A 23,031-nucleotide genomic window follows, 5' to 3' on the forward strand; every position below is an offset into this window, starting at 1 on the left:
CGCGAAATAGGACAAGCTTGGGCTGAACGAAAAGCTGCAAATTTTTCGTTGCAGGGCACTTTCGCGAAAATAAATACCCGGACCGATCACAGCAATCGTGATTAAAAGGTCGTCTCGACACGGGATATCCATAAGGGAACGAAAAGAATGTCTAAAAGCAAAACCTTTCTCGGCGCTACCTTTGCTCTGGCGCTTACTATCGGATCTGCCGGCGCGCAGGTCGTCGTCTCCTCCAAGATCGACACCGAAGGCGGTGTCCTTGGCAACATCATTCTGGCCGTGCTGAACACCAACAAGATTGCCACAACCGACCGTATTCAGCTTGGCGCAACACCGATCCTGCGCAAGGCGATTACGGCAAAAGAAATCGACATTTATCCTGAATATACCGGCAACGCCGCGTTCTTCTTCGAGAAGGCCAGCGACCCTGCCTGGAAAGATGCCGCAAAGGCCTATGAGACAGCAAAAAAGCTTGATTACGATGCCAACAAGATCGTTTGGCTGACACCATCGCCTGCCAACAATACCTGGGCGATTGCCGTGCGCAAGGAAGTGGCCGACGCTGAAAAGCTGAAGACACTTTCGGATTTTGGCAAATATGTCAGCAAAGGCGGCACCATCGTGCTCGCGGCGTCCTCCGAATTCGTTAATTCGGCCGCCGCACTGCCGGCATTCCAGACGACTTACGGATTTACCCTGAAGTCTGACCAGTTGATCACGCTTTCGGGCGGCGACACGGCAGCCACCATTGGTGCCGCAGCCAACAAGACCAATGGCGCCAATGCAGCGATGGTCTATGGCACCGATGGCGGCATTGCTCCATCCGGCCTTGTGGTTCTGGACGACGACAAGGGCGTGCAGCCCGTCTACCAGCCTGCGCCGATCATCCGCGAAGCCGTTCTGAAGGAACATCCAGAGATCGAAACGCTTTTGAAGCCGGTATTCGAAAAGCTTGATCTCGTAACATTGCAGGACCTCAACGGCCGCGTTCAGGTTGGCGGCGAGCCGGCGAAGGCTGTTGCCGAAGACTTTTTGAAAAAGAACGGCTTCCTCAAGTAAGCCAGACACTTGTCTGAAAACAGGGCGGGCGGGAACCCTGCCCTGTTGCAGCAAGAGGAGAGCCTGCCTGTGCGTCTGGACAAACTTGGTGTCGTGATTGCGGTGATCACCGGTTATGCCGTGACCGTGGCTCCGTTTGCCACATTCCGGGCCAACCGGATCGTGGCCGGTGAACCACAGACATTGCTTAACTCTTTACCCGCATGGGCCGGGCCAACGCTTCTGGCGATCATAGGCATTGCTGTGCTGATCGGGCTTTTTCGCACACCCGCAACCTTTCGCCTCGCAGCCAGTTTTGCCGCGCTGATTGCCTTGTTCTTGCTCATCGGCTTGGCGGCGGAGCACCTTACGCCCGCCAACAATACCTATGCCCGCGTTTCTCCCGCGTCCGGCTTCTGGCTGCTGCTGTTTGCCTTTGCCCTGCTGGCGGCAGATGCCCTGACACGGCTGCAACCGACGCCGCTGATGCGTATCATTGTGCTCGTATTGGCAGGTGCTTTCATCGGCGGTGTTCTCGCCTCCGGCAGTTGGGACAAGCTGTCGATCCTCAAGGAATATGGTGCACGCGCCGACAGCTTCTGGACGGAGGCTGGCAAGCACATTACGCTGACGATTGGATCGCTCGTGGCTGCCGTTCTTGTCGGCATCCCGCTTGGCGTGCTCTGCCACCGCGTGCAGAAATTGCGAGCGATTGTTTTGAACGTTCTCAACATCGTTCAGACCATCCCGTCCATCGCCCTGTTCGGCATCCTGATTGCGCCGCTTGGCTGGATTGCCGCCCATGTGCCCGGCGCGGCTGAAATCGGCATCAAGGGTATCGGCATGGCTCCGGCCTTTGTCGCTCTGTTCCTCTATTCGCTGCTGCCTGTTGTGGCCAATACGGTGGTCGGTCTTGCAGGCGTGCCAAGCGGGGCCAATGATGCCGCGCGCGGCGTCGGCATGACGGAACGGCAGCGCCTGTTCAAGGTAGAGTTTCCACTGGCCTTTCCGGTGATCCTGACGGGCGTGCGTATTGTACTGGTGCAGAACATTGGCCTTGCCACCATTGCCGCGCTGATTGGCGGCGGCGGCTTCGGTGTCTTTGTGTTTCAGGGTATCGGGCAGACCGCCATGGATCTCGTGCTGCTCGGGGCTGTTCCCACTGTTTTGCTCGCATTTGCCGCCGCAACCATTCTGGATGCAGCCGTTGAATTGAGTTCACCATCCCACTCGAGGACATCCGCATGATCGAAATCGAGAACATCACCAAGCGTTATGGTGCAGCAACCGTCGTCAACGATGTGTCGCTTGTCGTTGAGCCTCGCACGGTCACTGTGATCGTCGGCACTTCAGGCTCCGGCAAAACAACGCTGATGCGCATGATCAACCGGCTGGTGGAACCGACGTCGGGCATCATCAAGCTTGACGGCGAAGACAATCGCTCCCTGCCCGGACACGAGCTGCGCCGGCGCATTGGCTACGCCATTCAGGGGCATGGTCTGTTTCCGCACCGCACTGTGGCGCAAAACATCGCCATCGTACCGGTATTGCTCGGCTGGGATAAAGCGAAGATCGACAAACGTGTTGAAGAACTGCTGTCGCTATTCCAGCTCGATCCGACAATTTTTGGCCCGCGCTATCCGCATGAACTGTCTGGGGGCCAGCAGCAGCGTATCGGCGTTGCCCGGGCGCTGGCAGCCGAACCGAACGTCCTGTTGATGGATGAGCCATTCGGCGCATTGGACCCGGTGATCCGTTCCAAGGCGCAGGAAGACCTGCTTTCCATTCAAAAGCGCTTCGGCACGACCATCATTCTTGTCACTCACGACATGGAAGAAGCCATCCACCTTGGTCACAAGATCGCTGTGATGGATGGCGGCAATTTGCTCCAATATGCAACGCCGGCGGAAATTCTCGCCAATCCGGCAACGGATTTTGTCGCCACGCTGGTTGGCACCGGAGACCGGCCTTTCCGCTTTCTCTCACTCAATTCCACCGGTGATGCGGTGGAGCCCGGTAATGCGGAGGGCGAAGCCATTCCGGCATCTGCCTCGCAGCGCGATGCGCTGGCCGAGCTTCTCTGGTCGGGCCGTCCCGCCCTGCCCGTCATCAACGAAGCAGGCAAGGCCATCGGACGCGTCACTGTCGAAGGTCTGGTGAAACGCGCATCAAGGCCAGCCGCATGAAGCTGCGCTTCCCGACCATTCTGCGGCTGCTGGTGTTTGCCCTGCTGATTGTCTTTCTGATCAGACCGGAATGGTTTGCATCGGTGTTTCGTCCGCTGACGGAAAATAATGCACCGGCGATTTACAATCAGGGCAGCTTGCTCACCCTGACCTTGTTGCATTTGCGCACGGTGGCGATTGCAACGGCCGGAGCAACTGTTGTGGCGATTGCTCTCGCCATTCTGGTTACGCGGCCAATCGGCGCGGAATTCCTGCCATTGTCGCGCAGCCTCGTGAATATCGGCCAGACATTCCCGCCTGTCGCCGTGTTGGCGCTTGCGGTGCCTGCTGTCGGTTTTGGCGAAAAGCCGACACTGATCGCGCTATTTCTTTACGGCCTGCTGCCGATCTTCGAGAATTCGCTGACGGGCCTCACCACCCTGCCACCGACTGTCACCGATGCCGCGCGCGGTGTCGGCATGACCGGCTGGCAGCGATTGATCAAAGTAGAGCTGCCACTGGCAATGCCAATCATCCTGGCAGGTATTCGCCTGTCCGTGGTGATCAATCTGGCGACAGCAACCATCGGTTCAACCGTCGCGGCGAAAACCTTGGGTGAAGTGATCATTGCTGGGCTGCAATCCAATAATCTCGCTTTCGTGCTGCAGGGCGGCCTGATCGTCGGTATTCTCGCCGTCATGATTTATGACGGCATGTCCGCGATAGAAAAGTTCATAGCCAAGCGTACGGGGCTGGTACAACAGACCTGACATTCCCATCTCAGTTGATACGGCACCCGCATTCCTCCCCGCGGAAGCTGCTTCACGGAAGGACATAAGTGATGAGCAAGACACGCAAGCTGCATCTTGGCGCTTTCATGCGGCCTGTCAGCATCCACACCGGAGCCTGGCGCTATCCCGGTGCCTATCCCGATGCCAACTTCAATTTCGCCCATCTGAAGCGTTTTGCCCAGACGCTGGAGCGTGGCAAGTTCGATGCGTTTTTCATGGCTGATCACCTTGCAGTGCTGAACATGCCAGTCGAAGCCCTCAAGCGCAGCCATACGGTGACCTCGTTCGAGCCCTTCACACTGCTTTCCGCCTTGGCGGGCGCGACAGAGCATATTGGTCTGATTGCCACCGCTTCGACCACTTTTGACGAGCCCTATCATATTGCGCGCCGCTTTGCCTCACTCGACCATATCAGCGGCGGGCGGGCCGGATGGAACATTGTCACCACGTCCAACCCGGATGCGGCGCTGAATTTTGGTCTGGAAGACCATATGGAACATGACCAGCGCTATCGGCGGGCGCGTGAGTTCTACGATGTGGTTACGGGCCTATGGGACAGCTTCGCCGATGACGCCTTTACCCGCGACGCCGAAAGCGGGCTGTATTTCGACCCGGAACGGATGCATGTGCTTGACCATAAGGGCGAGTTTCTGTCTGTGCGCGGCCCTCTCAACATCGCCCGTCCAGTGCAGGGATGGCCGGTTATCGTGCAGGCTGGATCGTCCGATCCGGGCCGCCAGCTGGCGGCAGAGACAGCTGAACTGGTGTTCGCCGCTCCGGCAAATCTTGCCGATGGCCAGAGCCTTTATGCCGATATCCGTGCCCGTATGGACAAAATCGGCCGCCCGCATAGCCATCTCAAAATCCTGCCCGGTGCCTTCGTCGTGGTTGGTGATACGGTTGAGGAAGCGCAGGCCAAGCGCGCGCATCTCGATAGTCTGGTGCATTACGCCAATGCCATCGGTTCCCTGTCGATTGCGCTGGGGCAGGATGCGTCAAAATTCGATCCTGATGGCCCGCTGCCGGATATCACCGACACCAACGCAAGCAAGAGCGGTCTGGAACGCGCGGTCAATATGGCACGGCGCGAGAACCTGACCGTGCGCCAGCTGGCGCAGCGGCTTGGCGGCTATTCCGGTCTTGCCTTTGTCGGCACGCCGTCAACCATTGCTGATCAGATGCAGGAATGGCTGGAAACCGATGGCTCGGATGGCTTCAACGTCATGTTCCCCTATCTGCCGGGCGGTCTGGATGACTTTGTCGAAAAGGTGGTGCCGGAATTGCAGCGGCGCGGCATTTTCCGTCACGACTATGAAGGCACCACCTTGCGGGAAAATCTCGGTCTGGAGAGGCCAGCCCACCGCTTCTTTTAAGCGCGGTGATCGAGCCGCTTCACCAGCCTGTCTCCGGCCCACTGGATGCCGCAGACAAGGATGATGAGCACGATGACGACCGCAATCATGATCGAGGTTTCAAAACGCTGGTAGCCGTAGCGGATCGCAAGATCACCCAAACCGCCTGCGCCGATGGCACCAGCCATGGCGGAAGCGCCGATCAGGGTAACGAGTGTGACGGTGAAACCCGCGACGATGCCCGGTAACGCTTCCGGCACCAGAACTTCACGGATGATGGTCCAGCGATTACCACCCATGGCGCGCGCGGCTTCAATCAGCCCGCGATCCACCTCGCGCAGCGACACTTCGGCGAGGCGCGCATAATAGGGCGTTGCGCCGATCGACAGCGGAACGATGGCCGCCCATGTACCGATGGATGTGCCGACAATCAGGCGCGTCAACGGGATCAATGCCACCAGCAGGATGATAAACGGCACCGAGCGGAACGCATTGATAACAGCGCCAAGGATGCTGTTGATCCAAGGATTGGGCGCGATACCACCCCGGTCTGTCGCCACCAGCGCCAGACCAAGCGGCAATCCCGCCGCGAGCGAGATGAGCCCCGAAGCGCCGGTCATCAGAAGTGTTTCCCAGACCGATTGGATGAGAAGATCAAGCATTGCTGGCGACATAACCAAGTACCTCTATACGGGCCGTGCGGGCCTCAAGAAATTGAATGACTGTTTGAGCACCGGCGACGGGAACCGCGAGATAGAGCCGGGCGACTGCCTGGTTCTGCACATGATCAACGCCGCCGTGCAGAAGGCGGAAAGCACCCGGCAACTCCGCCAGCAATGTGCCCTGCGCGGCCGCACCTGCCAGATCAACACCAAGCACCGCATCACCAGCGGGCTCGGCGGACAACGTTTTGGCGATATGTGCCGGAAGTTGCGGGCGAATACCGGCAAGGAGACTTTTGGTGATCTCCGCCTTCGGATCAGCAAACACCGACCAGACGGGCCCCTGCTCGACAATCCGCCCGGCATCAATGACGGCCACACGGTCGGCAATGGTGCGCACCACTTCCATCTCATGGGTAATCAGCAGAATGGTAAGGCCGAGCTTCTCATTGATATCTTTAAGCAGCGCCAGAATGGAACGGGTTGTTTCCGGATCGAGCGCCGATGTGGCTTCATCTGAAAGCAGCAAGGCCGGACGCGCCGCCAATGCGCGCGCAATACCGACACGTTGCTTCTGCCCGCCAGACAATGATGAGGGATAGGCTTTGGCCTTATCGGAAAGCCCGACCAGTTCCAGCAATTCCCGCGCCCGCTTCAGCCGTTCGGTTCTGGGGCGTCCTTCAATTTTCAAGGGGAGAGCAACATTCTCCTCCACTGTCTTGGCCGATAAAAGATTGAAGTGCTGAAAGATCATGCCGATGCGGCGGCGCAAGGGTTGCAGCTCGCGTTCATCCAGCCCGGTAATCTGCCTGCCCTCAACCAAAATCGAACCGGAATCCGGCCGTTCGAGCCCGTTGAGGCAGCGGATCAAGGTGGATTTTCCTGCACCGCTACGGCCAATAATGCCAAGGATTTCACCCTTACGGACGCTGAGCGAGACACCATCCAGTGCTGGCGTGGTGCCAAAATGCCGTTTGACATTCTCAAGCCGGACGACATCGATATCAGCGGTGACAGCAGCAATTCCGCCAGGAACGGAGACATGCGAATTCATCTGTTTTCCCTTCGAACAGGTGCACACAATCGCACCCGCTTCAACCACGAAGGCGGTCCGCCGCATCTTCATGCCGCGAACCGCCTTGTTATATGTGCATTGTTTTCAGTGCGTTATCAGTAAGCGCTGATACCCGTACCTTTGTAGACACGGTCGAATTCGGCTTTGACCTTGTCATTCTGGTAGGCAGAAACGAGGGTTTTTACCCAGGCTTCTTTTTCCTGACCGGCCTTCACAGCGATGAAGTTGCGGTATGGATTGTCATCGATCTTTTCCTGAGCGATGCGGTTTGCCGGGGTAAGACCGCTCTTCAGCGCCCAGTCCGTGTTGACCACAGCGGCATCCAGGTCTTCGACCGAGCGCCCGACAATGCCCGCATCCAATTCCTTGATCTTCACCTTCTTCGGGTTTTCAACGATATCCGCCGTTGTTGCCAGAATGCCGGTATCGGGCTTGAGCTTGATCACACCTTGATCCTGAAGAACCCGCAAAGCGCGGCCCTCGTTGGATGGATCGTTTGGCACACCAATGACAGCGCCTGCCGGAAGCTCGGCGATCTTGGTGAACTTCTTGGAATAGAGGCCGATTGGCCAGACACCGGTATAGCCGACCGGCACGATGTGATAGCCCTGCGTTTTGATCTGATTGTCGAGGTAAGGCTTGTGCTGGAAGGCATTGGCGTCGAGATCGCCGCGCTCCAGCGCTTCGTTCGGCTGGGTGTAATCATTGAAGACGACAGTTTGAATCTTCAGGCCGTTCTTGGCCGCTTCTGCCGTTACGATCTTCCAGACGTCTTCGTCTTCACCGCTGATAATGCCGACCTTGATCGACTTGTCGGCGGCAAAGGAAGACTGCGGAGCGGCAAAGCTTGCAAGCGTGATGGCTGAGGCAAGCAAGGCGAACAGGGCTGCGCGCCGGGTAATTCTCCAGTTTTTTGAATGGTTTTCCGTGGTTTTAGTCATGATCTGGCCCCCGTAGGCAGTGTTAAACTTCAAGAAAGAAACGCCTTGTTTCATCCGGATATTCGTCAATGCACAAAGTTTCAGCAAAGGATGATGATCTTTTGTGCAGTGCAGCAGGCGAATAACCTTTCAACAAACCGCGAAACGGGAGATCGAATTTTCCAGAAGCCGGCGAAAGGACAAAACAGCTCCAATCACGTGCGGCTTTGGCTGTTTTCAATGGCGCTGTGACGGGAGAAAATATATGCCTTGAGGTGGTCATGCAGCGGCCAGCCCACCCTGCCCGCCCACCTCTGCCCGCCGCGAACTGAAACTTTGTCACGCACGGATATCCCATGAGCCGCATTTCTCAGATTGTGTATGAACAGGCATCGCCGGAGGCTCGCGCCGAGCACGACCGCGAGTTGCAACTGCGCGGCCGCATGACGAACATGAAACGCATCATGCTGCACTCACCCGTGGCGCACCGCATTTATGCGGAATGGTTCACTCTGCGCGAGCAATTGCGCCCAGCCATTCCCGATCACGCAATCTGGCTTTTGTCGCTGGCTATCTCGAAGGCAAGCCACGCCGACATTCCCGTCACATTCTTTCGCCGCGCCCTGATTGATTCCGGCTTGCAGCCTGAGACCATCATTCCCAACGATGACGAGACGGTCCTGATGGATTTCGGCAAGGCAATTGTCGCGGATTCCAAAGCTATACCAGAGCGTTTATGGGAGCGGCTGGCAGCGCGCTATGACGAGCCTACACTGGTCAACCTTGTTGCCTTTGCCGGGATCATGATCGCAACGACCGTCTTCACCAATGTTGTAGAAGTTGAACTGGACACAGAACTCGAATCCTACCGCGAGCCCAAACCCGCCAAGAATACGGTTTATATCAATCATATAGACCATCTGGTTCTGACGGTCGAAAGCATCGAGCGGACCTGCACGTTTTACGCTGACGCACTTGGTATGATGGTGGAAACCTTTGGTCAGGACCGCAAGGCGCTGCGTTTCGGCAACCAGAAGATCAACCTGCATCAGGCGGGCCATGAATTCGAGCCCAAGGCAAAAGCACCAACGCCTGGCTCCGGCGATCTATGCTTCATCACGGCAACACCGCTGGAGAGCGTCATTGCTCACCTCGGTGCACTGGATATTGTCATTGAGGAAGGCCCTGTCGCCCGTACCGGTGCAACAGGGCCTCTCCGATCAATCTACATCCGCGATCCCGACTACAATCTGGTCGAGATCGCGAATATTGAGGCGAGCTAAGACTTTTCCCGCAGCACGGACGTCATGCCAAGCGTGGCGATTGCCGCCATTGCAGTAAATGCAACCAGCGGCCAGACAGTGACTGGAGGCAGCAGGACAACAACCACAGTCCCCGCGACGCCGACAATCGCGCTCTCGACAAAGTAGTAGAGAGCCGTCGCTGTACCAGCAATATCGCCAAATTCCCGTATTGCTCCATTGGCAGCCACGGCGCAGGTCACGGAAATGGCGGCGGCCATCACCCACATCGGAACAATGAAGGTTGCTATCGAAAGAGGCAGGAACAGCTGCCCCAATGCCAGCAGCGCGGCACCTGCCAGAAACAGCGCCATGCCCCTGATGAGGCAACCACTCCGTCCCCACCGGGTGACAAAGAAGGCACCGAAACGGCTGCACAGGATCATCACCAGCGCGACTGTCGCAAAGACCAGGCTGAACATGGTGGATGAAAGCCCAAGCTGCCCCATGAGGATGCCGGGAGCCGTCGAGAAATAGACAAAGAACGTGCCCATCGCCGTGCTGAACCCGAGCGTATAGGTCCAGAACGGTAGACTGCCGAGAACACGGCCAAAGCTGCCAAACAACGCCTGTCGCGTTGTCTCTATCGGCCGGGTCTCTGGCCAGCCGATAAATGCCCGCAAGCCCGCCAGAGCGGCAAGACCTGCCAGCAGCCAGAAAATGCCGCGCCAGCCAACCGCGTGATCGACGAGCGCTCCCACTATCGGTGCGAAAGCCGGAACAAAGGCCAGCATGGAACCAAACAGGCCATAGATGATCGCACCCTCCGGCCGTTCGGCATAGACATCACGGACAGTGGCAAACGTTGCCACTAGTGCGGCGGCGCCACCGGCAGATTGCAGCACGCGCAACGCCACAAACACACTGGCAGAGTGGGTCAAAGCAAGGCCAATCGAGGCAAGACAGAAGAGCAGCGCACCGCCAAGTAGCACGGGTCTGCGGCCGATACGGTCAGCGAGCGGCCCGAACAGCAGTTGCCCGCAGCCAAGCACGATCATGTAAAGGCTGAGTGTCAACTGAATGGTAGCAGGCGTTGTGTTCAGCACCTCAGGCATATAAACAACGACTGGCAGATAGATATCCATGCCAAGCGAAGCAAGCAGATCAAAGGGCGCCATCAGCAGCAGGGCAGCTGGCAGCGTGTAGTTCCAGTTTTTAGGAAGCATAGCAAAAATCCCACGCGAACGAGAAGTTCGGCGGCGATCATCGATCCCAACTCACGGTGATATTGAGAACTTTGAATGCCGCAACAACGATTGAAAAAGTTGTTACGGCTTAGCGGGTTGCGAGCTTGGCGGCTTTCATCGGACTTCACTGCTGTCTGTTTGCCATGCCGGTATAGGCACGGTGAATTTCTCCGTCAAGCAAACACGGCCGTGACTATCGTGGCAATAGTTGCACGGTTTCGGGATTATAACCTGCATAAGCCATGCCGCACGGTGGCGGGCTGGCCATGCCCTCCGGCAATCCAGTCGTACGAACTCCTAATTTCTGAGCCGGGAGATCGATGGCTTCAAACCGTTCCGCAAACACACTGCCTTCGCCAGTAAAATAAAGCACTACCGAGGGAACGCGGGTCCTCTCACCTTTGCTATTTTCTGTGAGAAATTTCGGTACGGGGACCGTCGCTTCTTGCCAGCGATGCGGCGGTTCGATTGTTTGCCAGCGCAAATGCAGCGGCTGGTCCAGTGTCAGGATCGCCTCACCCACGGGTGTATTGGCCCAAAAGCATGTGTCTGCGACACTGAAGGCCTCCTCGCCCAAAGACATCGCCTGACCATTGATTTCTAGTCTCGCAATCGGCTGTTGCCCCAGATTGACACCGCGAAATTCGACCACAGGCTGAATTTTCCCCCAGAGCCGATCGCGTTGTGAGCCGGCAAAACGGGTAAGAGCTGGAGCAACCTCAATATGATCGGGGTAGTGGTAATATTGATGAACCAGAATTGTTGCATCATGGCCTTGCCGAAATCCCATGACGGATGCGAGACGATCCGTATCGGGATAGCTCGGTTTATTGGCAATCAGCACCTCGATGGATTTGGTTTTTTCCTCCAGGAGCTCGCCCGTATACAGACGCATAGACCGAACATTTTGCTTAAGCCGGCTTCCTTCGTAAAGAAATGCGCCTGAACCAATCAGTTCAGGTGACGGGTAAAGAGACCATTCCAGAAACTTTTCCGGTTTGTCTCCGCGCATGGGCATTTCAGTATAATGGGTGCCTCCGGTGTTTCGAGGGTCAAACCAAAGATCTCGCCCGGTCAGATTGATATGGATTTCCTGCATAACCGGATGGGCATCTTCAAAACGGGATTTGCGCGCGTCATCCATGCTTTCCGACACCGGCACAATGCACGCAGCCAACACAACCGGACCCCACATTATGCCATGTGCGCACAAGGGTGTGCGTCCTTTGTCCCGCGTCAGATAATAGATCCATATGATCAATAACAGGACTGCAAGCAGGCCTATGATGGACAACCCGATCAGAAAAAGCCCAAACAGCTGGTTGCCCTGCGCATCGAGGCTTTCAAGGCTAATGATAGCAACGGCCAAGGCAAGCACGGCACCGACCACGCTACCCAACACATATGATTTCATTTGCAGTGCCTCATACCGCTCATGTGTCACCCGTCTTTGTTGAACACACCACAGTGATCGTTGCAATGCGCCTGAATTTGACTGAGACAGCGGCACTGCAAATGCAACCAAAAGTTAAACGAAATTTAATTTTCGCGCACACAAAGAAACCACGGTCCGTCAATAACCTCACTCGCGAGCAATGTTGGCATGACGCACGGGCACATTGATTCTGTTGAATTAAATGCGCCCGACGAAATGCAAGCAGTGCTCTGGTGCAACCGTAGCGTCGATGAAGAAACAATCTTGCAGCGCTACAAACCGGTTTGTAACTCAGAGGAAACGACCATGAAATTAGTTGCCACCCTTACAGCCACCGCCCTTCTCGCCTTTGTCGGCACCAGCGCGATGGCGCAGACTGCTGCTCCGGCGACAACCGCACCGGCAGCAACAACAACAGCCCCTGCTGCGCCGACGACGACCATGAAGCCCGCTGCCGGCGCCATGGCCAAGAAGGCTACTGCACCTGCAGCAACCACACCGGCCAAAACAGCCATTTCCAAGGCTTGCTCGGCACAGGCCGACGCCAAGGGTCTGCATGGCAAGGAACGTCACAAGTTCCGCAGCGATTGCAAAAAGAACGGCGGCAAGGTCTAACGCCCGATCTGTTGCTGGCGGCGCGATAATTGCATCGCGCCGCCGGTGTTTCGCTTTCTTTTCAAGTTGTGAAATAGCAACCTTCTTCAAATTGACCTGTCTTCGTTTGAAACTAAAACAGAAAGCCTTTCGTAACTCCGCCGCTTCCCAATCAAAGGGAAAGAACAGTGGAGAGAGAAATGCTCATCAAAACAATTCGCCTGGTTGCACTTGCATCTGTCTTGATCTCGGGAGCCGCTTATGCGGAAAATCCGATGGTTGGCGGTGCACCCATGTACGAAAATAAGAACATTATCGAAAACGCCGTGAACTCCAAGGATCACACCACGCTCGTCGCAGCCGTTAAGGCGGCTGGTCTTGTGGAAACTTTGCAGGGCAAGGGTCCATTCACAGTTTTTGCTCCAACCAATGAAGCATTCGACGCATTGCCCAAGGGCACGGTCGATACGCTCCTGAAGCCTGAGAACAAGGACAAGCTTGCCAAAATCCTGACCTGTCATGTGGTTGCAGCCAATGCCGATTCAAAGGCAATCATGAAGATGGTTGATGATGACAAAGGTGCGCACCCGGTAAAGACCGTTGGTGGTTGTGTCTGGACGGCTAAGTACAAAGGTGACAAGCTGACTTTGACCGACGAAAACGGGACAGTTGCCAACGTCACCATTGCCAACGTCAAGCAGTCGAACGGCGTCATTCATGTCATCGACAAGGTCTTACTGCCAAAGATGTAACGTCTTTTCCAGCTACGTTTTTAAGCGAAGAACCGACTGGCCCCGCGGACACGGTATGAATTGGGGCCAGTTTTCACCTGGTGGCAGAAAAGGATAATCCGATGGTAAAGTATGGTCTTTATGTGCCGCTTGAAGCCAAAGCAGGCAAGGAAGATGATGTTGCGGCTTTCCTTACCGCAGGACTGGCAATCGTCAATAAGGAGCGCGACACGGTCTCCTGGTTCGCGGTACGCAGCGGTCCATCCACATTTGCAATTTTTGATGTGTTCAATACCGCCAATGGGCGCGATGCCCATCTTGCCGGTGATCTGGCCAAACTACTGATGGGACGGGCAGATGAACTCTTCGCCAGCCCGCCCGACATCCAGATGCTTGACATTCTGGCGTCAAAACTGCCCGGCACTTGAAATCAGCCGCTTTGAGCCCTGCACCGCCTACAGGATTTGTCGGTATGATTACTCAACCCGGCGATTGAACGGCCAGTTTATGTTTTCGCCAGCGAATAATGCCCACCAGACCAAAACTGGCTGAAACGCCAGTCGCGGGGCGTGATAACACCATCCGAGTGTCACGTTGGCTGCGGACAGACTATCAATTGCGTGCTTGATATTCGCCGGGTACACACAGACCGCGTATAATGCCAAGGCAAAACCCGCAGCCTTGCGAAACCGCTGCCCCAGAAGCGCTAGTCCGCCCAAAACTTCGCAAACACCTGTAAGGAGAATAACTTGCAGAGGATAAGGCACCCATGCGGGCGTAATCTGCATGAACCATTGCGGACGCAAAATGTGGAGAATGCCAGCAGCGCAATAAATGAGTGCCAGAAACCATCGAAGGGCCGCGCGCAGTGTTGCCAATTTCTGATTTCCGTTGAGTTTCACGGCATACGGCTCCAGATTGAGACGGGATTAAACCGAAACGCCCTGCTGCTGTGCCGCGAGTGTCGCAACCAGATCACTGAAGCGGTCTCCCTGCACGGCAATGTGCTGGCGAAGTTGGCTACGCGCGCTATCAGCCTCCCCTGCAAGGATAGCCTCGACGATGCCGGCATGTTCGCTGAAAGAGGTCTTCATGCGGTTGCGCACGCGCAACTGCAGACGATGGTATGGCCGCAGGCGTCGATGCAGTGCCAGACATTGTTCGATTAGAAAACTGCTGTGGCTGGCAGCATAGATCGCCTGATGGAAAACCTCGTTGTCATAATAATAGGTATCCGTATCGTCAGCTCGGGCCGATTGTTCGCATTTCGCGTGAGCCGCGAGCAGCGATGTCCGGTCTGCATCGGTATGACGACGGGCAGCGAGTGAACCGGCCATGCCTTCCAGCTCAGCCATGACCTCAAACATCTCGTAAATTCGGTGCGGTCCCGGCTCGACAACCACCGCACCGCGCCGTGGGCAGAATCTCGATTAGGCCAATGGCACTGAGCTGCATCAGGGCTTCCCGGACAGGGGTGCGCGATACGCCGAAATGTGTTGCCAATTGCACTTCGTCCAGCCGTTCTCCCGGAGAATACTGATTGGTGACAATACCGTTTTCGATCTCATCCCTCAGTCTTTGCACAATATTTTCGGCCATGATTCCTCATAAAATGCAATGTAAGAATTCTTGTATACAAGATAGTTGACTTTACATACAATATCACTCAATCATTCATACCATCCTGGAGGAGGGATTGGAACAAACGAATGGTTTGATGCGCTGCGCGGAACCACCGCACAAGCGCTGTCATGTCAGATGCGTTATAGTCGGAACCTGCGGGAAGGCAGCATGGGGGAGGATAGAGATGCACATCATGCCTGCCCTGACGATGCTGGAAACCCTTCGGATCGGAGTTCTGCAATGACCGGTACATCCTTCTTCAGCGATATGGTGCAAACGATAACGGAACGCGGCCGCAAACTGTTGTCGTTTACGCCGCGTACTGAACGGATGCCTTCCGGCCTTGCTGGACTCGAGCACCTTTGTAACATGCTGCTGTCGAGCCGTGGCGAAGCATCGGGCATGGCGCTGGCAGCAGAAATCCTGCAGCAATGGTCCCGACTGAACGATGAAGAACAGCGTGATTTCATGCTGCTTCTCTCCGGCAAGTTCGGGCCCGATTCCGACAAGCTCGACAAGGCTATCAATACCTATCGTACGGAACGCACCGCCAAGGCCGTGCTGGATCTGCATCAGGCAGCGGAGCCGCGCAGACAGGAACTGATCCGGCGGCTTAATCTTGCCCCAAGCGGTATCTCCACCCTTGTGCGTATGCGTGAAAAGCTGCTGAGCCTTAAGGCAGACACGCCGGATCTGGAGGCTGTTGACGCCGACTTTGCCCACCTCTTTGCCTCATGGTTCAATCGGGGTTTCCTGCTTCTCCGTCCCATCGACTGGTCAACATCTGCACATATCCTTGAAAAGATTATCCATTATGAGGCGGTGCACGAAATCGGCAACTGGGACGAACTGCGTCGGCGTCTGGCTCCGGCCGACCGGCGCTGCTTTGCCTTTTTCCATCCGCAGCTTGCCGATGATCCGCTAATCTTTGTGGAAGTGGCGCTGACCAAGACTATTCCGGCAACGATCTCGGATGTTCTGGACGAAACGCGTGCACCCATTCAGGCACAGGACGCCAGAACCGCAGTGTTCTATTCGATTTCCAACTGTCAGGTCGGCTTGCGCGGCATTTCTTTCGGCAATTTCCTGATCAAACAGGTGGTTGAAGATTTGCGGCGCGACCTTCCAAAACTCGATACATTCGTCACGCTCTCACCCGTTCCTGGCTTTGCGGGCTGGCTGGCACGCGAACGGCGCAACGAGCATTCCGACGTGCTGACACCGGAAGATCAGGCTACCCTCGCCGCGCTGGATGATACCGGCTGGACTGATGACACAGCGACAACCTCGGCGGTGAAGACGGCTCTGATGCCTGCTGCCGCTTGGTATTTCCTGAGGGGCAGAACCGGAGATGGCCGGGCAATCGATCCTGTTGCGCGTTTTCATCTGGGTAATGGCGCAAGACTGGAGCGCATAAATTTCCTCGGTGACCGGTCGAGCCGCGCCATGCGGCAGGCGCACGGACTGATGGTCAATTATCTCTACAAGCTTGATGATATCGAAACCAACCACGAGGCATTCGCCCAGCGCAATGAAATTGTTGCCGCACCTTTGATCAAGAAACTGCTGCGCAATGACAAAACGGTTCGCAGTACGCCTCCCCCAGCAAAGGCCAACCCGAAAGACACCGGGCATGACAAGAACAAAGCAGGCAGAAAGGAATTGAGTTCATGAGCAATCATCTGTTTGACGCCCTCCGCCGCTGCATTGCTGACGACGACGCCGTGTTTATTGAAACCGGCGAAGGCCGTATCTGGACCTATGGCGACATGCTGCAATGGTCTGGCCGGATTGCCGGTGCCATCGATACGCTTGGCATTAGGCCGGGTGACCGCGTAGCGGTGCAGGTGGAAAAGAGCGCAGAAGCGTTGATGTTATACCTGGCCTGCATCCGTTGCGGTGCTGTCTATCTGCCGTTGAATACCGCTTATACATTGGCTGAACTTGATTATTTTATCGGCGATGCAGAACCAAGGCTGGTTGTTGTGGCACCAAAAGCCGCAGAGGGCATCAAGGCTGTTGCCGCCAGATATGGTGCGCTGGTCGAAACGCTTGACGACCATGGCGGGGGCTCGCTCATTGACCTTGCGAAGGATGAATCCCCGGATTTTGTCGATGCAACGCGAGCACCCGATGATCTTGCTGCAATCCTTTATACCTCGGGCACTACAGGCCGCTCCAAAGGCGCGATGTTGACCCAGAATAATCTGCTGTCGAATGCATTGACCCTGCGCGATCATTGGCGGTTTACAGCAGACGATCGTCTGATCCATGCTCTGCCGATTTTTCACACGCATGGTCTATTCGTTGCGACCAACGTGGTTTTGACATCGGGTGCATCCATGTTCCTGCTGCCGAAATTCGATCCGGCGGAAATCCTGGAATTAATGCCTCGGGCGACCGCCATGATGGGCGTTCCAACATTCTACGTCAGGCTTTTGCAAAATGCCGGGCTGACCCGCGAAGCGGTTACAGGTATGCGCCTGTTTATCTCCGGCTCGGCACCGCTATTGGCCGACACCCACCGCGCATTTCAGGAGCGCACCGGCCACGCCATCCTTGAGCGCTATGGCATGACCGAAACCAATATGAATACATCCAATCCCTATGAGGGTGACCGGATAGCGGGAACAGTGGGCTTCCCGCTATCCGGCGTCACCGTGCGGGTGACACATCCGGAGACCGGAGCTGTGCTACCAGTTGATGAAACCGGCATGATTGAAGTGAAGGGGCCGAACGTTTTCATCGGCTACTGGCGCATGCCGGAAAAGACCAAGGCGGAATTCCGCGACGATGGTTTCTTTATCACCGGCGATCTCGGCAAGATCGATCCACGCGGCTATGTGCATATTGTCGGTCGCGGCAAAGACCTCGTGATTTCAGGTGGTTACAACATTTATCCAAAGGAAGTCGAAAGCGAGATCGACCAGCTGCCGGGCGTTATCGAGAGCGCGGTGATTGGCGTTGCTCATCCGGATTTTGGCGAGGGTGTGACTGCAATCGTGGTCAAACAATCCGGTTCTGCCCTCGATGAGCGTACGATTCTCGATGCCTTGCAGAACCGGCTGGCCCGTTACAAGCAGCCGAAACAGATTATTTTTGTCGATGACCTGCCCCGCAACACCATGGGCAAGGTGCAGAAAAATGTCCTGCGCGAACAATATGGCAATATCTATGCCAGCAAGGCCAGCGCTTGAATGCTGACTGCTCCACCATCGTGAAGATGGAGGGGAGACGAAAGGTGTAGGGGGAGCTTACGCCGCAACCACCAATGAAAAACGGCCGCTATAGGGAGTGCCGTAAAGGGAGGATTTTGCCGTGAATATCGAGATATTATCCATACTTGTTTTGATCGCCATGTTCGTCATTGCGACGATCCTGCCGATCAATATGGGCGCGCTGGCTTTTGCTGCCGCCTTCATCGTCGGTTCCCTCATCATGGGTATGACGCCCAATGACATCTTTGCGGGCTTTCCCAGTGATCTGTTTCTGACGCTGGTCGGCATCACCTATCTTTTTCGGTATCGCCCAGAACAATGGCACCATTGACTGGCTGGTGGAGCGGGCTGTCCGACTGGTGCGCGGACATATGGCGCTGATTCCCTGGGTGATGTTTCTTGTCGCGGCGATCATCACCGGCTTCGGTGCGCTTGGTCCGGCAGCGGTTGCCATTCTCGCACCAGTGGCATTGCGTTTTGCCACCCAATACCGCATTAGCCCTGTCATGATGGGCCTGATGGTCATTCATGGCGCACAGGGCGGCGGTTTTTCACCCATCAGCGTATATGGCGGCATTACCAACCAGATCGTCCAGAAGGCCGGCCTGCCCTACGGCCCTACCTCGCTGTTCTTGTCGAGCCTGTTCTTCAATCTGGCAATTGCAATTGTCGTGTTCTTCGTATTCGGCGGCTGGAAAAACCTGCGCGAACATGCTGCCGCATCCGGCCCGGACCCTGATACGCATGTTGCAGGCGCATCCCGCTCCATCGTCGGACATGGCGGCACGCCCGCTTCGCCCGCCTATCACCGCAGTTCCGTATCGCCTACCGGCGCGGCTATTCCGTCTACCGAAGGCATGACCAGCGAGCGCCTGATGACTCTGGTGGGCCTCACCGCCCTTGCGGTTGGCGCTCTCGTCTTCAAGTTCAATGTTGGACTTGTCGCGATCACCGTTGCCGTAGGCCTCGCCCTCCTCTCACCCAAAACGCAAAAGGCTGCCATCGACAAGGTCAGCTGGTCTACGGTTCTGCTGATCGCCGGTATCATTACCTATGTCGGCGTGCTGCAGAAGGCCGGTACCGTGGATTATGTTGCATCAGGGATATCGGGGCTCGGTATGCCGCTCCTGGCTGCACTGCTTCTATGCTTCGTCGGCGCGATTGTTTCCGCCTTTGCCTCGTCCACGGCGCTGCTCGGCGCTATCATTCCGCTCGCCGTACCATTTCTGATGCAGGGGCATATCAGCGCCATCGGCGTCGTAGCGGCCATAGCCATTTCGACGACGATTGTCGATACAAGTCCATTCTCGACCAATGGTGCACTTGTGGTAGCGAACGCGCCGGAAGCCGAACGTGAAAGCGTCCTGCGCAAACTGCTGGTTTACAGCGCGCTGATCGCGATTATCGGCCCGGTCATTGCGTGGCTGGTTCTGGTCGTACCAGGTGCTGTCTAATCAGCAGCGATCAAAGGCGGCGCACTAAGTGTGTGCCGCCTTCCTTTAATGATCAGCTTTTAACGATCTCGATCTTGCCGTCATCACCAACTTTAGCTGCAATATGGCTGTAATCGGCAATCGTCGCATGGGGTGTTGAAACCGGATGCTGGTGTGTTGTCGTCACGACCATGAGGTCCGCTCCGGCAGCTTCACCGGCTTTAATGCCAGCGGGCGCATCTTCGAACACCAGACAATCCTTGATATCCACGCCCAGCTTTCTGGCGCCAAGCAGATAGCATTCCGGGTCAGGTTTTCCGATGGACACATCTTCCGCTGTCACCATGGTCTGCGGCACCGGCAATCCCGCTGCTTCCAGCCGCCGCTTGGCGAGCAGGATAGGCGCTGAAGTCACGATAGCCCAGCTCTGTGGCGGCAGGGAATTCAGGAATGCCGCCGCATCAGCAATCTGGACAATACCTTCAACATCATCAATTTCAGCCCGCTCGATTTCTGCAGCTTCCATTTCCGGATCAATGCCCGGAAGAGCAAGATGGCGGATCGTATCAATACCGCGAACGCCATGCATTGTCGGCAGAAAGGCTTCAACATCGAGCCCCTGCCGCCGCGCCCAGTCACCCCAGATGCGCTCCGCCGCAGCGATGGAATTGAGAATGGTTCCGTCCATATCGAAAAGCAGGGCTGAAAACGGTTTGGTGAAAACCGGGGAAGCTATTGAAGACAATTTGGATTTTCCTTTCATTCGCAAAACCATCGATACACAATTGCCGCGCTTGCAGGCAACGCCCTTCGTGTTAGTTTTCGAGCAAAATCCGAGTCTGATCGGGTGCCAAATACGTCATTCGCCATTGTCTGGCAGCCCCGGAGAGAAGTTCATGTTTTCGCATATCAATGTCGGCGCCAATGATTTCACACGCGCATTCGAATTCTACGCACCGATCATGGAGATGTTGGGCAATCCGTTGCGGTTCTCCGATATGAGCAAGCCTTGGGCTGGTTGGCAGCCCCAAGGCGGCGGACGTCCGCTGTTTCTGCTGTCACGGCCGTTTGACGGAGAAGCCGCGACGCCCGGCAATGGACAGATGGTGGCATTTCTGGCACCGGACCGCGCAAGCGTCGACAATATCCATGCTCTGGCGCTGACCAATGGTGGACGCTGAGAGGGCCCGCCCGGTCTGCGCCTGCATTATCATCCCAATTATTACGGCGCCTATTTTCGGGATCCCGAAGGCAACAAAATCTGCGTCTGCCATCACGATCCGGTGGAATAGTCAGTCCGGTTCAGTGCCAGCCATTATCGAGCTGATCCCGCGTCTCGGCAACAGCCACTTCCCATAAAGCCAGCGAATCCGCATCAGGACGCTGGAACAGGCCGTGATAATTGCCTTCACCAAGCATTTCACGTTTGCGCTTCGCATCAACGCGCGCAAGCCTGTTAAAATCGATCTGGTCCTTGGGCTCCGCAGGCACTGCCGCTCCGGCAATACGGGTCCATGGAAAATTCTCCATCCATGACGCGTGCGAAGCAGCAGGATCAATCTCCATCACCTTTGCCCACGTCTTCGGTGCCCGCCACCAATCATGAAGCTTGACGGAGGAGTCCGGGTGGCTGTTGAGCCATTCCGAAATCACTGTTCCCGCAGGTGTGTTACCACCATGACCGTTCACGACAAGAATGCGCCGGAAACCCGAGCGATGCATGCTGTCGAGCAGATCGCGGATCACGCCGACATAGGTTGCAAGACTGAAGGTCAAGGTGCCAGGGAAATCCGCGAAGGATGCGGCCAGTCCATAGGGTAAGGCGGGGAAAACCGGCACACCAGAGGATTCTGCGGCATCGACAGCGATCTTTTCAGCCAGAATCATATCGGTGCAGAGACTGAGATAAGCGTGCTGCTCGACACTACCGATCGGCAGGATGCAGCGATCATCACTGGCGACGCGCTGTTCCACCTGCATCCAGTTCATATCCGAAATCTTCATCCGCATTCACCTTTGCCGACCATGCGGCTATCCCATTGAAGTTCATTGCCAAAATGATGCTCGCCCGACACAAGACGGCCAGCGTTTTCCAAGCGCAATGGAAGGAAGCCCTCTCCCGCAGTACTGTCAAGTCAGCCGGTTAAAATGCCTGTCGCACACCATCTGTTTTTGCGACTAAGTTTGTGCCACAAGTTGCAACAGTGAACATATTCATCAAGCTGCAGCAATGCCGCAGTTTTGTGGGCTCGGGGCACGAAATGGAGCAGGCAGAGGCAGACCAACTGGCAGGTTTAACGACCGGCGCCCTTTCGTTGTTTCTGGAAAATCCACTTGTCGCTTTCCTGACCGTCCTCGCCATTATCGTCTCATTCATTACAGCAACGTGGATTACCCGGCGCCTGCAACGGAGATGGCCGAAAACCTCGCGCATCAGAATTCTGATCGACTACCTCTCGACCATTTTGCTGTTGATGCTGTTCCTGTTCCTGCTCATGCGTCTTTTTAGCGGAACGTTCGCCAATCTGCTTATGTTTGTCACCGGTGGTGCACTGGGATTCTTTCTTATCATTCGTGTCCTCGGGCTGATCGTCGAGCAACTGTTCCGGCCGCGCGACCCCTTCCGCTCGATATTGCGGGCTTCACAGGTATTGTTCTGGCTGGCATTGCTTATTTACCTGTTCGGTCAGACAAATCCGGCGATCAAGAGCTTTTTCGACGCCGAGATAGAGATTGGTGACGCAAAGATCAGCCCCCAGGTTGTTTTCAATGTTCTGTTCTTCGGGGCTATTGTCCTCATCGTCACGATCTGGGCTTCCGAAACGGTGCAGCGCTTGCTTCACCGGAAAACCACCCTGCAACCCAATCTGGCATTGGCGTTGGAGCGGATCATTTCAGTCGCGATGTGGGTTGTTGCGGCACTTATCATTGTATCGCTCGCTGGCATCAACCTGACAGCTCTGGCCGCCTTTGGCGGCGCGCTCGGCATTGGTATTGGTCTTGGCCTGCAGAAGCTTGCGGCAAGTTATATCAGCGGCTTGATTTTGTTGTTTGAACGCTCTGTGCGGGTGGGTGATAACCTTATCAGTGACAAGATTGTTGGCCGCGTCACCCAGATGACAATCCGCTACACAACAATCCATACCACGGATGGTTTGGACGTGCTTGTTTCCAATGACACGCTGATCAACAGCACCATCGTCAACGAAACATTGTCCGACAGCAATGTACGGCTGGAATTTCCAATCACGGTATCGGCGGATACCGATCTGGACGCCGCCCGCGCCATCTTTCTGGCAGCTGTGCAGAAACAGCCGCGCGTCCTCAAAGAACCTGGGGCAAAAATCTACACGGCAAGCGTTGAGAACAAGAGCGTCAAGCTGCTGACACGGTTCTGGATCAGCGATCCCGGCAATGGCCGTATCGACATCATCTCGAATATCAACGAGACTGTTCTGGATGAATTCAAGAAAAAAGGTATCGGTCTGGCCTGATAGGGGAATCAG

The 23,031-nt window shown here is 55.9% G+C and carries 23 protein-coding genes and 2 pseudogenes; 16 read left to right on the top strand and 9 right to left on the bottom strand.

All coding sequences use genetic code 11. From position 1 onward, the window contains the following. Positions 1-147: 147 nt before the first annotated feature. The 5 genes from HB779_RS16350 to HB779_RS16370 all read left to right on the top strand — a co-directional run bounded on the left by HB779_RS16350 (position 148) and on the right by HB779_RS16370 (position 5,367). The gene (locus tag HB779_RS16350; protein WP_188343340.1) at positions 148-1,059 is read left to right on the top strand and encodes an ABC transporter substrate-binding protein; all 912 of its coding nucleotides are present in this window, start codon (positions 148-150) and stop codon (positions 1,057-1,059) included. Between the two features lie 63 nt (positions 1,060-1,122). After that, positions 1,123-2,286: an ABC transporter permease gene (locus HB779_RS16355; protein ID WP_188345968.1), complete on the top strand. Its 1,164-nt coding sequence runs from the start codon at positions 1,123-1,125 to the stop codon at positions 2,284-2,286. Next, complete coding sequence (locus HB779_RS16360) at positions 2,283-3,224, top strand: ABC transporter ATP-binding protein (protein ID WP_188343341.1); 942 nt, start codon at positions 2,283-2,285, stop codon at positions 3,222-3,224. Before HB779_RS16355 ends, HB779_RS16360 begins: the two co-directional genes overlap by 4 nt. Further along, positions 3,221-3,973 (top strand): ABC transporter permease, encoded by a 753-nt coding sequence (locus HB779_RS16365; RefSeq protein WP_188343342.1) that lies wholly within the window; start codon positions 3,221-3,223, stop codon positions 3,971-3,973. The genes HB779_RS16360 and HB779_RS16365 overlap by 4 nt, the downstream gene beginning before the upstream one ends. 71 nt (positions 3,974-4,044) lie before the next feature. Next, positions 4,045-5,367: an LLM class flavin-dependent oxidoreductase gene (locus HB779_RS16370; protein WP_188343343.1), complete on the top strand. Its 1,323-nt coding sequence runs from the start codon at positions 4,045-4,047 to the stop codon at positions 5,365-5,367. On the opposite strand, the gene HB779_RS16375 is transcribed toward HB779_RS16370, so the two are convergent. The 3 genes from HB779_RS16375 to HB779_RS16385 all read right to left on the bottom strand — a co-directional run bounded on the left by HB779_RS16375 (position 5,364) and on the right by HB779_RS16385 (position 8,024). Next, complete coding sequence (locus HB779_RS16375) at positions 5,364-6,020, bottom strand: methionine ABC transporter permease (protein WP_188343344.1); 657 nt, start codon at positions 6,018-6,020, stop codon at positions 5,364-5,366. The genes HB779_RS16370 and HB779_RS16375 overlap by 4 nt on opposite strands. Beyond that, complete coding sequence (locus tag HB779_RS16380) at positions 6,001-7,062, bottom strand: methionine ABC transporter ATP-binding protein (protein WP_188345969.1); 1,062 nt, start codon at positions 7,060-7,062, stop codon at positions 6,001-6,003. The genes HB779_RS16375 and HB779_RS16380 overlap by 20 nt, the downstream gene beginning before the upstream one ends. A gap of 116 nt (positions 7,063-7,178) precedes the next feature. After that, positions 7,179-8,024 (bottom strand): MetQ/NlpA family lipoprotein, encoded by an 846-nt coding sequence (locus HB779_RS16385; RefSeq protein WP_188343345.1) that lies wholly within the window; start codon positions 8,022-8,024, stop codon positions 7,179-7,181. Positions 8,025-8,359: 335 nt separating this feature from the next. Between HB779_RS16385 and HB779_RS16390 the strand changes: the two are divergent. Further along, positions 8,360-8,878: pseudogene (locus HB779_RS16390) on the top strand (hypothetical protein); the annotation flags it as partial. A gap of 27 nt (positions 8,879-8,905) precedes the next feature. Continuing rightward, the gene (locus HB779_RS25455) at positions 8,906-9,286 is read left to right on the top strand and encodes a VOC family protein (RefSeq protein WP_244642670.1); all 381 of its coding nucleotides are present in this window, start codon (positions 8,906-8,908) and stop codon (positions 9,284-9,286) included. Here HB779_RS25455 and cml read toward each other — a convergent pair. Both cml and HB779_RS16400 read right to left on the bottom strand, forming a co-directional pair. Beyond that, entirely contained in the window at positions 9,283-10,470 is a 1,188-nt protein-coding gene (cml, locus tag HB779_RS16395) for a CmlA/FloR family chloramphenicol efflux MFS transporter (protein ID WP_188343346.1), read from the bottom strand. The two genes, HB779_RS25455 and cml, sit on opposite strands and share 4 nt — an antisense overlap. A gap of 214 nt (positions 10,471-10,684) precedes the next feature. Continuing rightward, positions 10,685-11,881 (bottom strand): hypothetical protein, encoded by a 1,197-nt coding sequence (locus HB779_RS16400; protein WP_188343347.1) that lies wholly within the window; start codon positions 11,879-11,881, stop codon positions 10,685-10,687. A gap of 351 nt (positions 11,882-12,232) precedes the next feature. Between HB779_RS16400 and HB779_RS16405 the strand changes: the two genes are divergently transcribed. The 3 genes from HB779_RS16405 (at position 12,233) to HB779_RS16415 (ending at position 13,679) form a co-directional block, all read left to right on the top strand. Continuing rightward, positions 12,233-12,541 carry a PsiF family protein gene (locus HB779_RS16405; protein ID WP_188343348.1) on the top strand — a complete coding sequence of 103 codons (309 nt, stop codon included), beginning with the start codon at positions 12,233-12,235 and terminating at the stop codon, positions 12,539-12,541. 179 nt (positions 12,542-12,720) lie between these two features. Beyond that, positions 12,721-13,272 (top strand): fasciclin domain-containing protein, encoded by a 552-nt coding sequence (locus HB779_RS16410; protein WP_188343349.1) that lies wholly within the window; start codon positions 12,721-12,723, stop codon positions 13,270-13,272. Positions 13,273-13,373: 101 nt separating this feature from the next. Beyond that, positions 13,374-13,679, top strand: a complete 306-nt coding sequence (locus HB779_RS16415) for a putative quinol monooxygenase (RefSeq protein ID WP_188343350.1) — start codon at positions 13,374-13,376, stop codon at positions 13,677-13,679. Between the two features lie 48 nt (positions 13,680-13,727). Here the strand turns inward: HB779_RS16415 and HB779_RS16420 are convergent, their stop codons facing one another. Both HB779_RS16420 and HB779_RS16425 read right to left on the bottom strand, forming a co-directional pair. Further along, complete coding sequence (locus tag HB779_RS16420) at positions 13,728-14,153, bottom strand: DoxX family protein (RefSeq protein ID WP_371823861.1); 426 nt, start codon at positions 14,151-14,153, stop codon at positions 13,728-13,730. Between the two features lie 27 nt (positions 14,154-14,180). Next, positions 14,181-14,850, bottom strand: a pseudogene (locus HB779_RS16425) (GntR family transcriptional regulator). 264 nt (positions 14,851-15,114) lie between these two features. On the opposite strand from HB779_RS16425, the gene HB779_RS16430 reads away from it, so the two are divergent. The 4 genes from HB779_RS16430 to HB779_RS16440 all read left to right on the top strand — a co-directional run bounded on the left by HB779_RS16430 (position 15,115) and on the right by HB779_RS16440 (position 19,546). Beyond that, on the top strand, positions 15,115-16,548 hold the full coding sequence (locus HB779_RS16430; RefSeq protein ID WP_188343351.1) for a malonyl-CoA decarboxylase: 1,434 nt from the start codon (positions 15,115-15,117) through the stop codon (positions 16,546-16,548). Beyond that, a complete protein-coding gene (locus HB779_RS16435) occupies positions 16,545-18,071 on the top strand; it encodes a malonyl-CoA synthase (RefSeq protein WP_188343352.1) in 1,527 nt (508 codons plus the stop codon). Before HB779_RS16430 ends, HB779_RS16435 begins: the two co-directional genes overlap by 4 nt. 121 nt (positions 18,072-18,192) lie before the next feature. Further along, on the top strand, positions 18,193-18,423 hold the full coding sequence (locus HB779_RS25770) for a hypothetical protein (RefSeq protein ID WP_371823862.1): 231 nt from the start codon (positions 18,193-18,195) through the stop codon (positions 18,421-18,423). Between the two features lie 7 nt (positions 18,424-18,430). Next, positions 18,431-19,546, top strand: a complete 1,116-nt coding sequence (locus HB779_RS16440) for an SLC13 family permease (protein ID WP_371823863.1) — start codon at positions 18,431-18,433, stop codon at positions 19,544-19,546. 52 nt (positions 19,547-19,598) lie between these two features. Here the strand turns inward: HB779_RS16440 and HB779_RS16445 are convergent, their stop codons facing one another. Next, positions 19,599-20,288 (bottom strand): HAD family hydrolase, encoded by a 690-nt coding sequence (locus HB779_RS16445; RefSeq protein ID WP_188343353.1) that lies wholly within the window; start codon positions 20,286-20,288, stop codon positions 19,599-19,601. 133 nt (positions 20,289-20,421) lie between these two features. Between HB779_RS16445 and HB779_RS16450 the strand changes: the two genes are divergently transcribed. Further along, the gene (locus tag HB779_RS16450; RefSeq protein WP_244642395.1) at positions 20,422-20,706 is read left to right on the top strand and encodes a VOC family protein; all 285 of its coding nucleotides are present in this window, start codon (positions 20,422-20,424) and stop codon (positions 20,704-20,706) included. A gap of 121 nt (positions 20,707-20,827) precedes the next feature. Here HB779_RS16450 and HB779_RS16455 read toward each other — a convergent pair whose 3' ends face one another. Next, on the bottom strand, positions 20,828-21,529 hold the full coding sequence (locus HB779_RS16455) for a creatininase family protein (RefSeq protein ID WP_188343354.1): 702 nt from the start codon (positions 21,527-21,529) through the stop codon (positions 20,828-20,830). A 257-nt stretch (positions 21,530-21,786) separates the two neighbouring features. Here HB779_RS16455 and HB779_RS16460 point away from each other — a divergent pair, with 257 nt between their 5' ends. Next, positions 21,787-23,019, top strand: a complete 1,233-nt coding sequence (locus HB779_RS16460; protein ID WP_188343355.1) for a mechanosensitive ion channel family protein — start codon at positions 21,787-21,789, stop codon at positions 23,017-23,019. Positions 23,020-23,031 lie beyond the last annotated feature (12 nt).

The sequence above is a fragment of the Phyllobacterium sp. 628 genome, from assembly GCF_014189505.1.
Classification (GTDB): domain Bacteria; phylum Pseudomonadota; class Alphaproteobacteria; order Rhizobiales; family Rhizobiaceae; genus Phyllobacterium.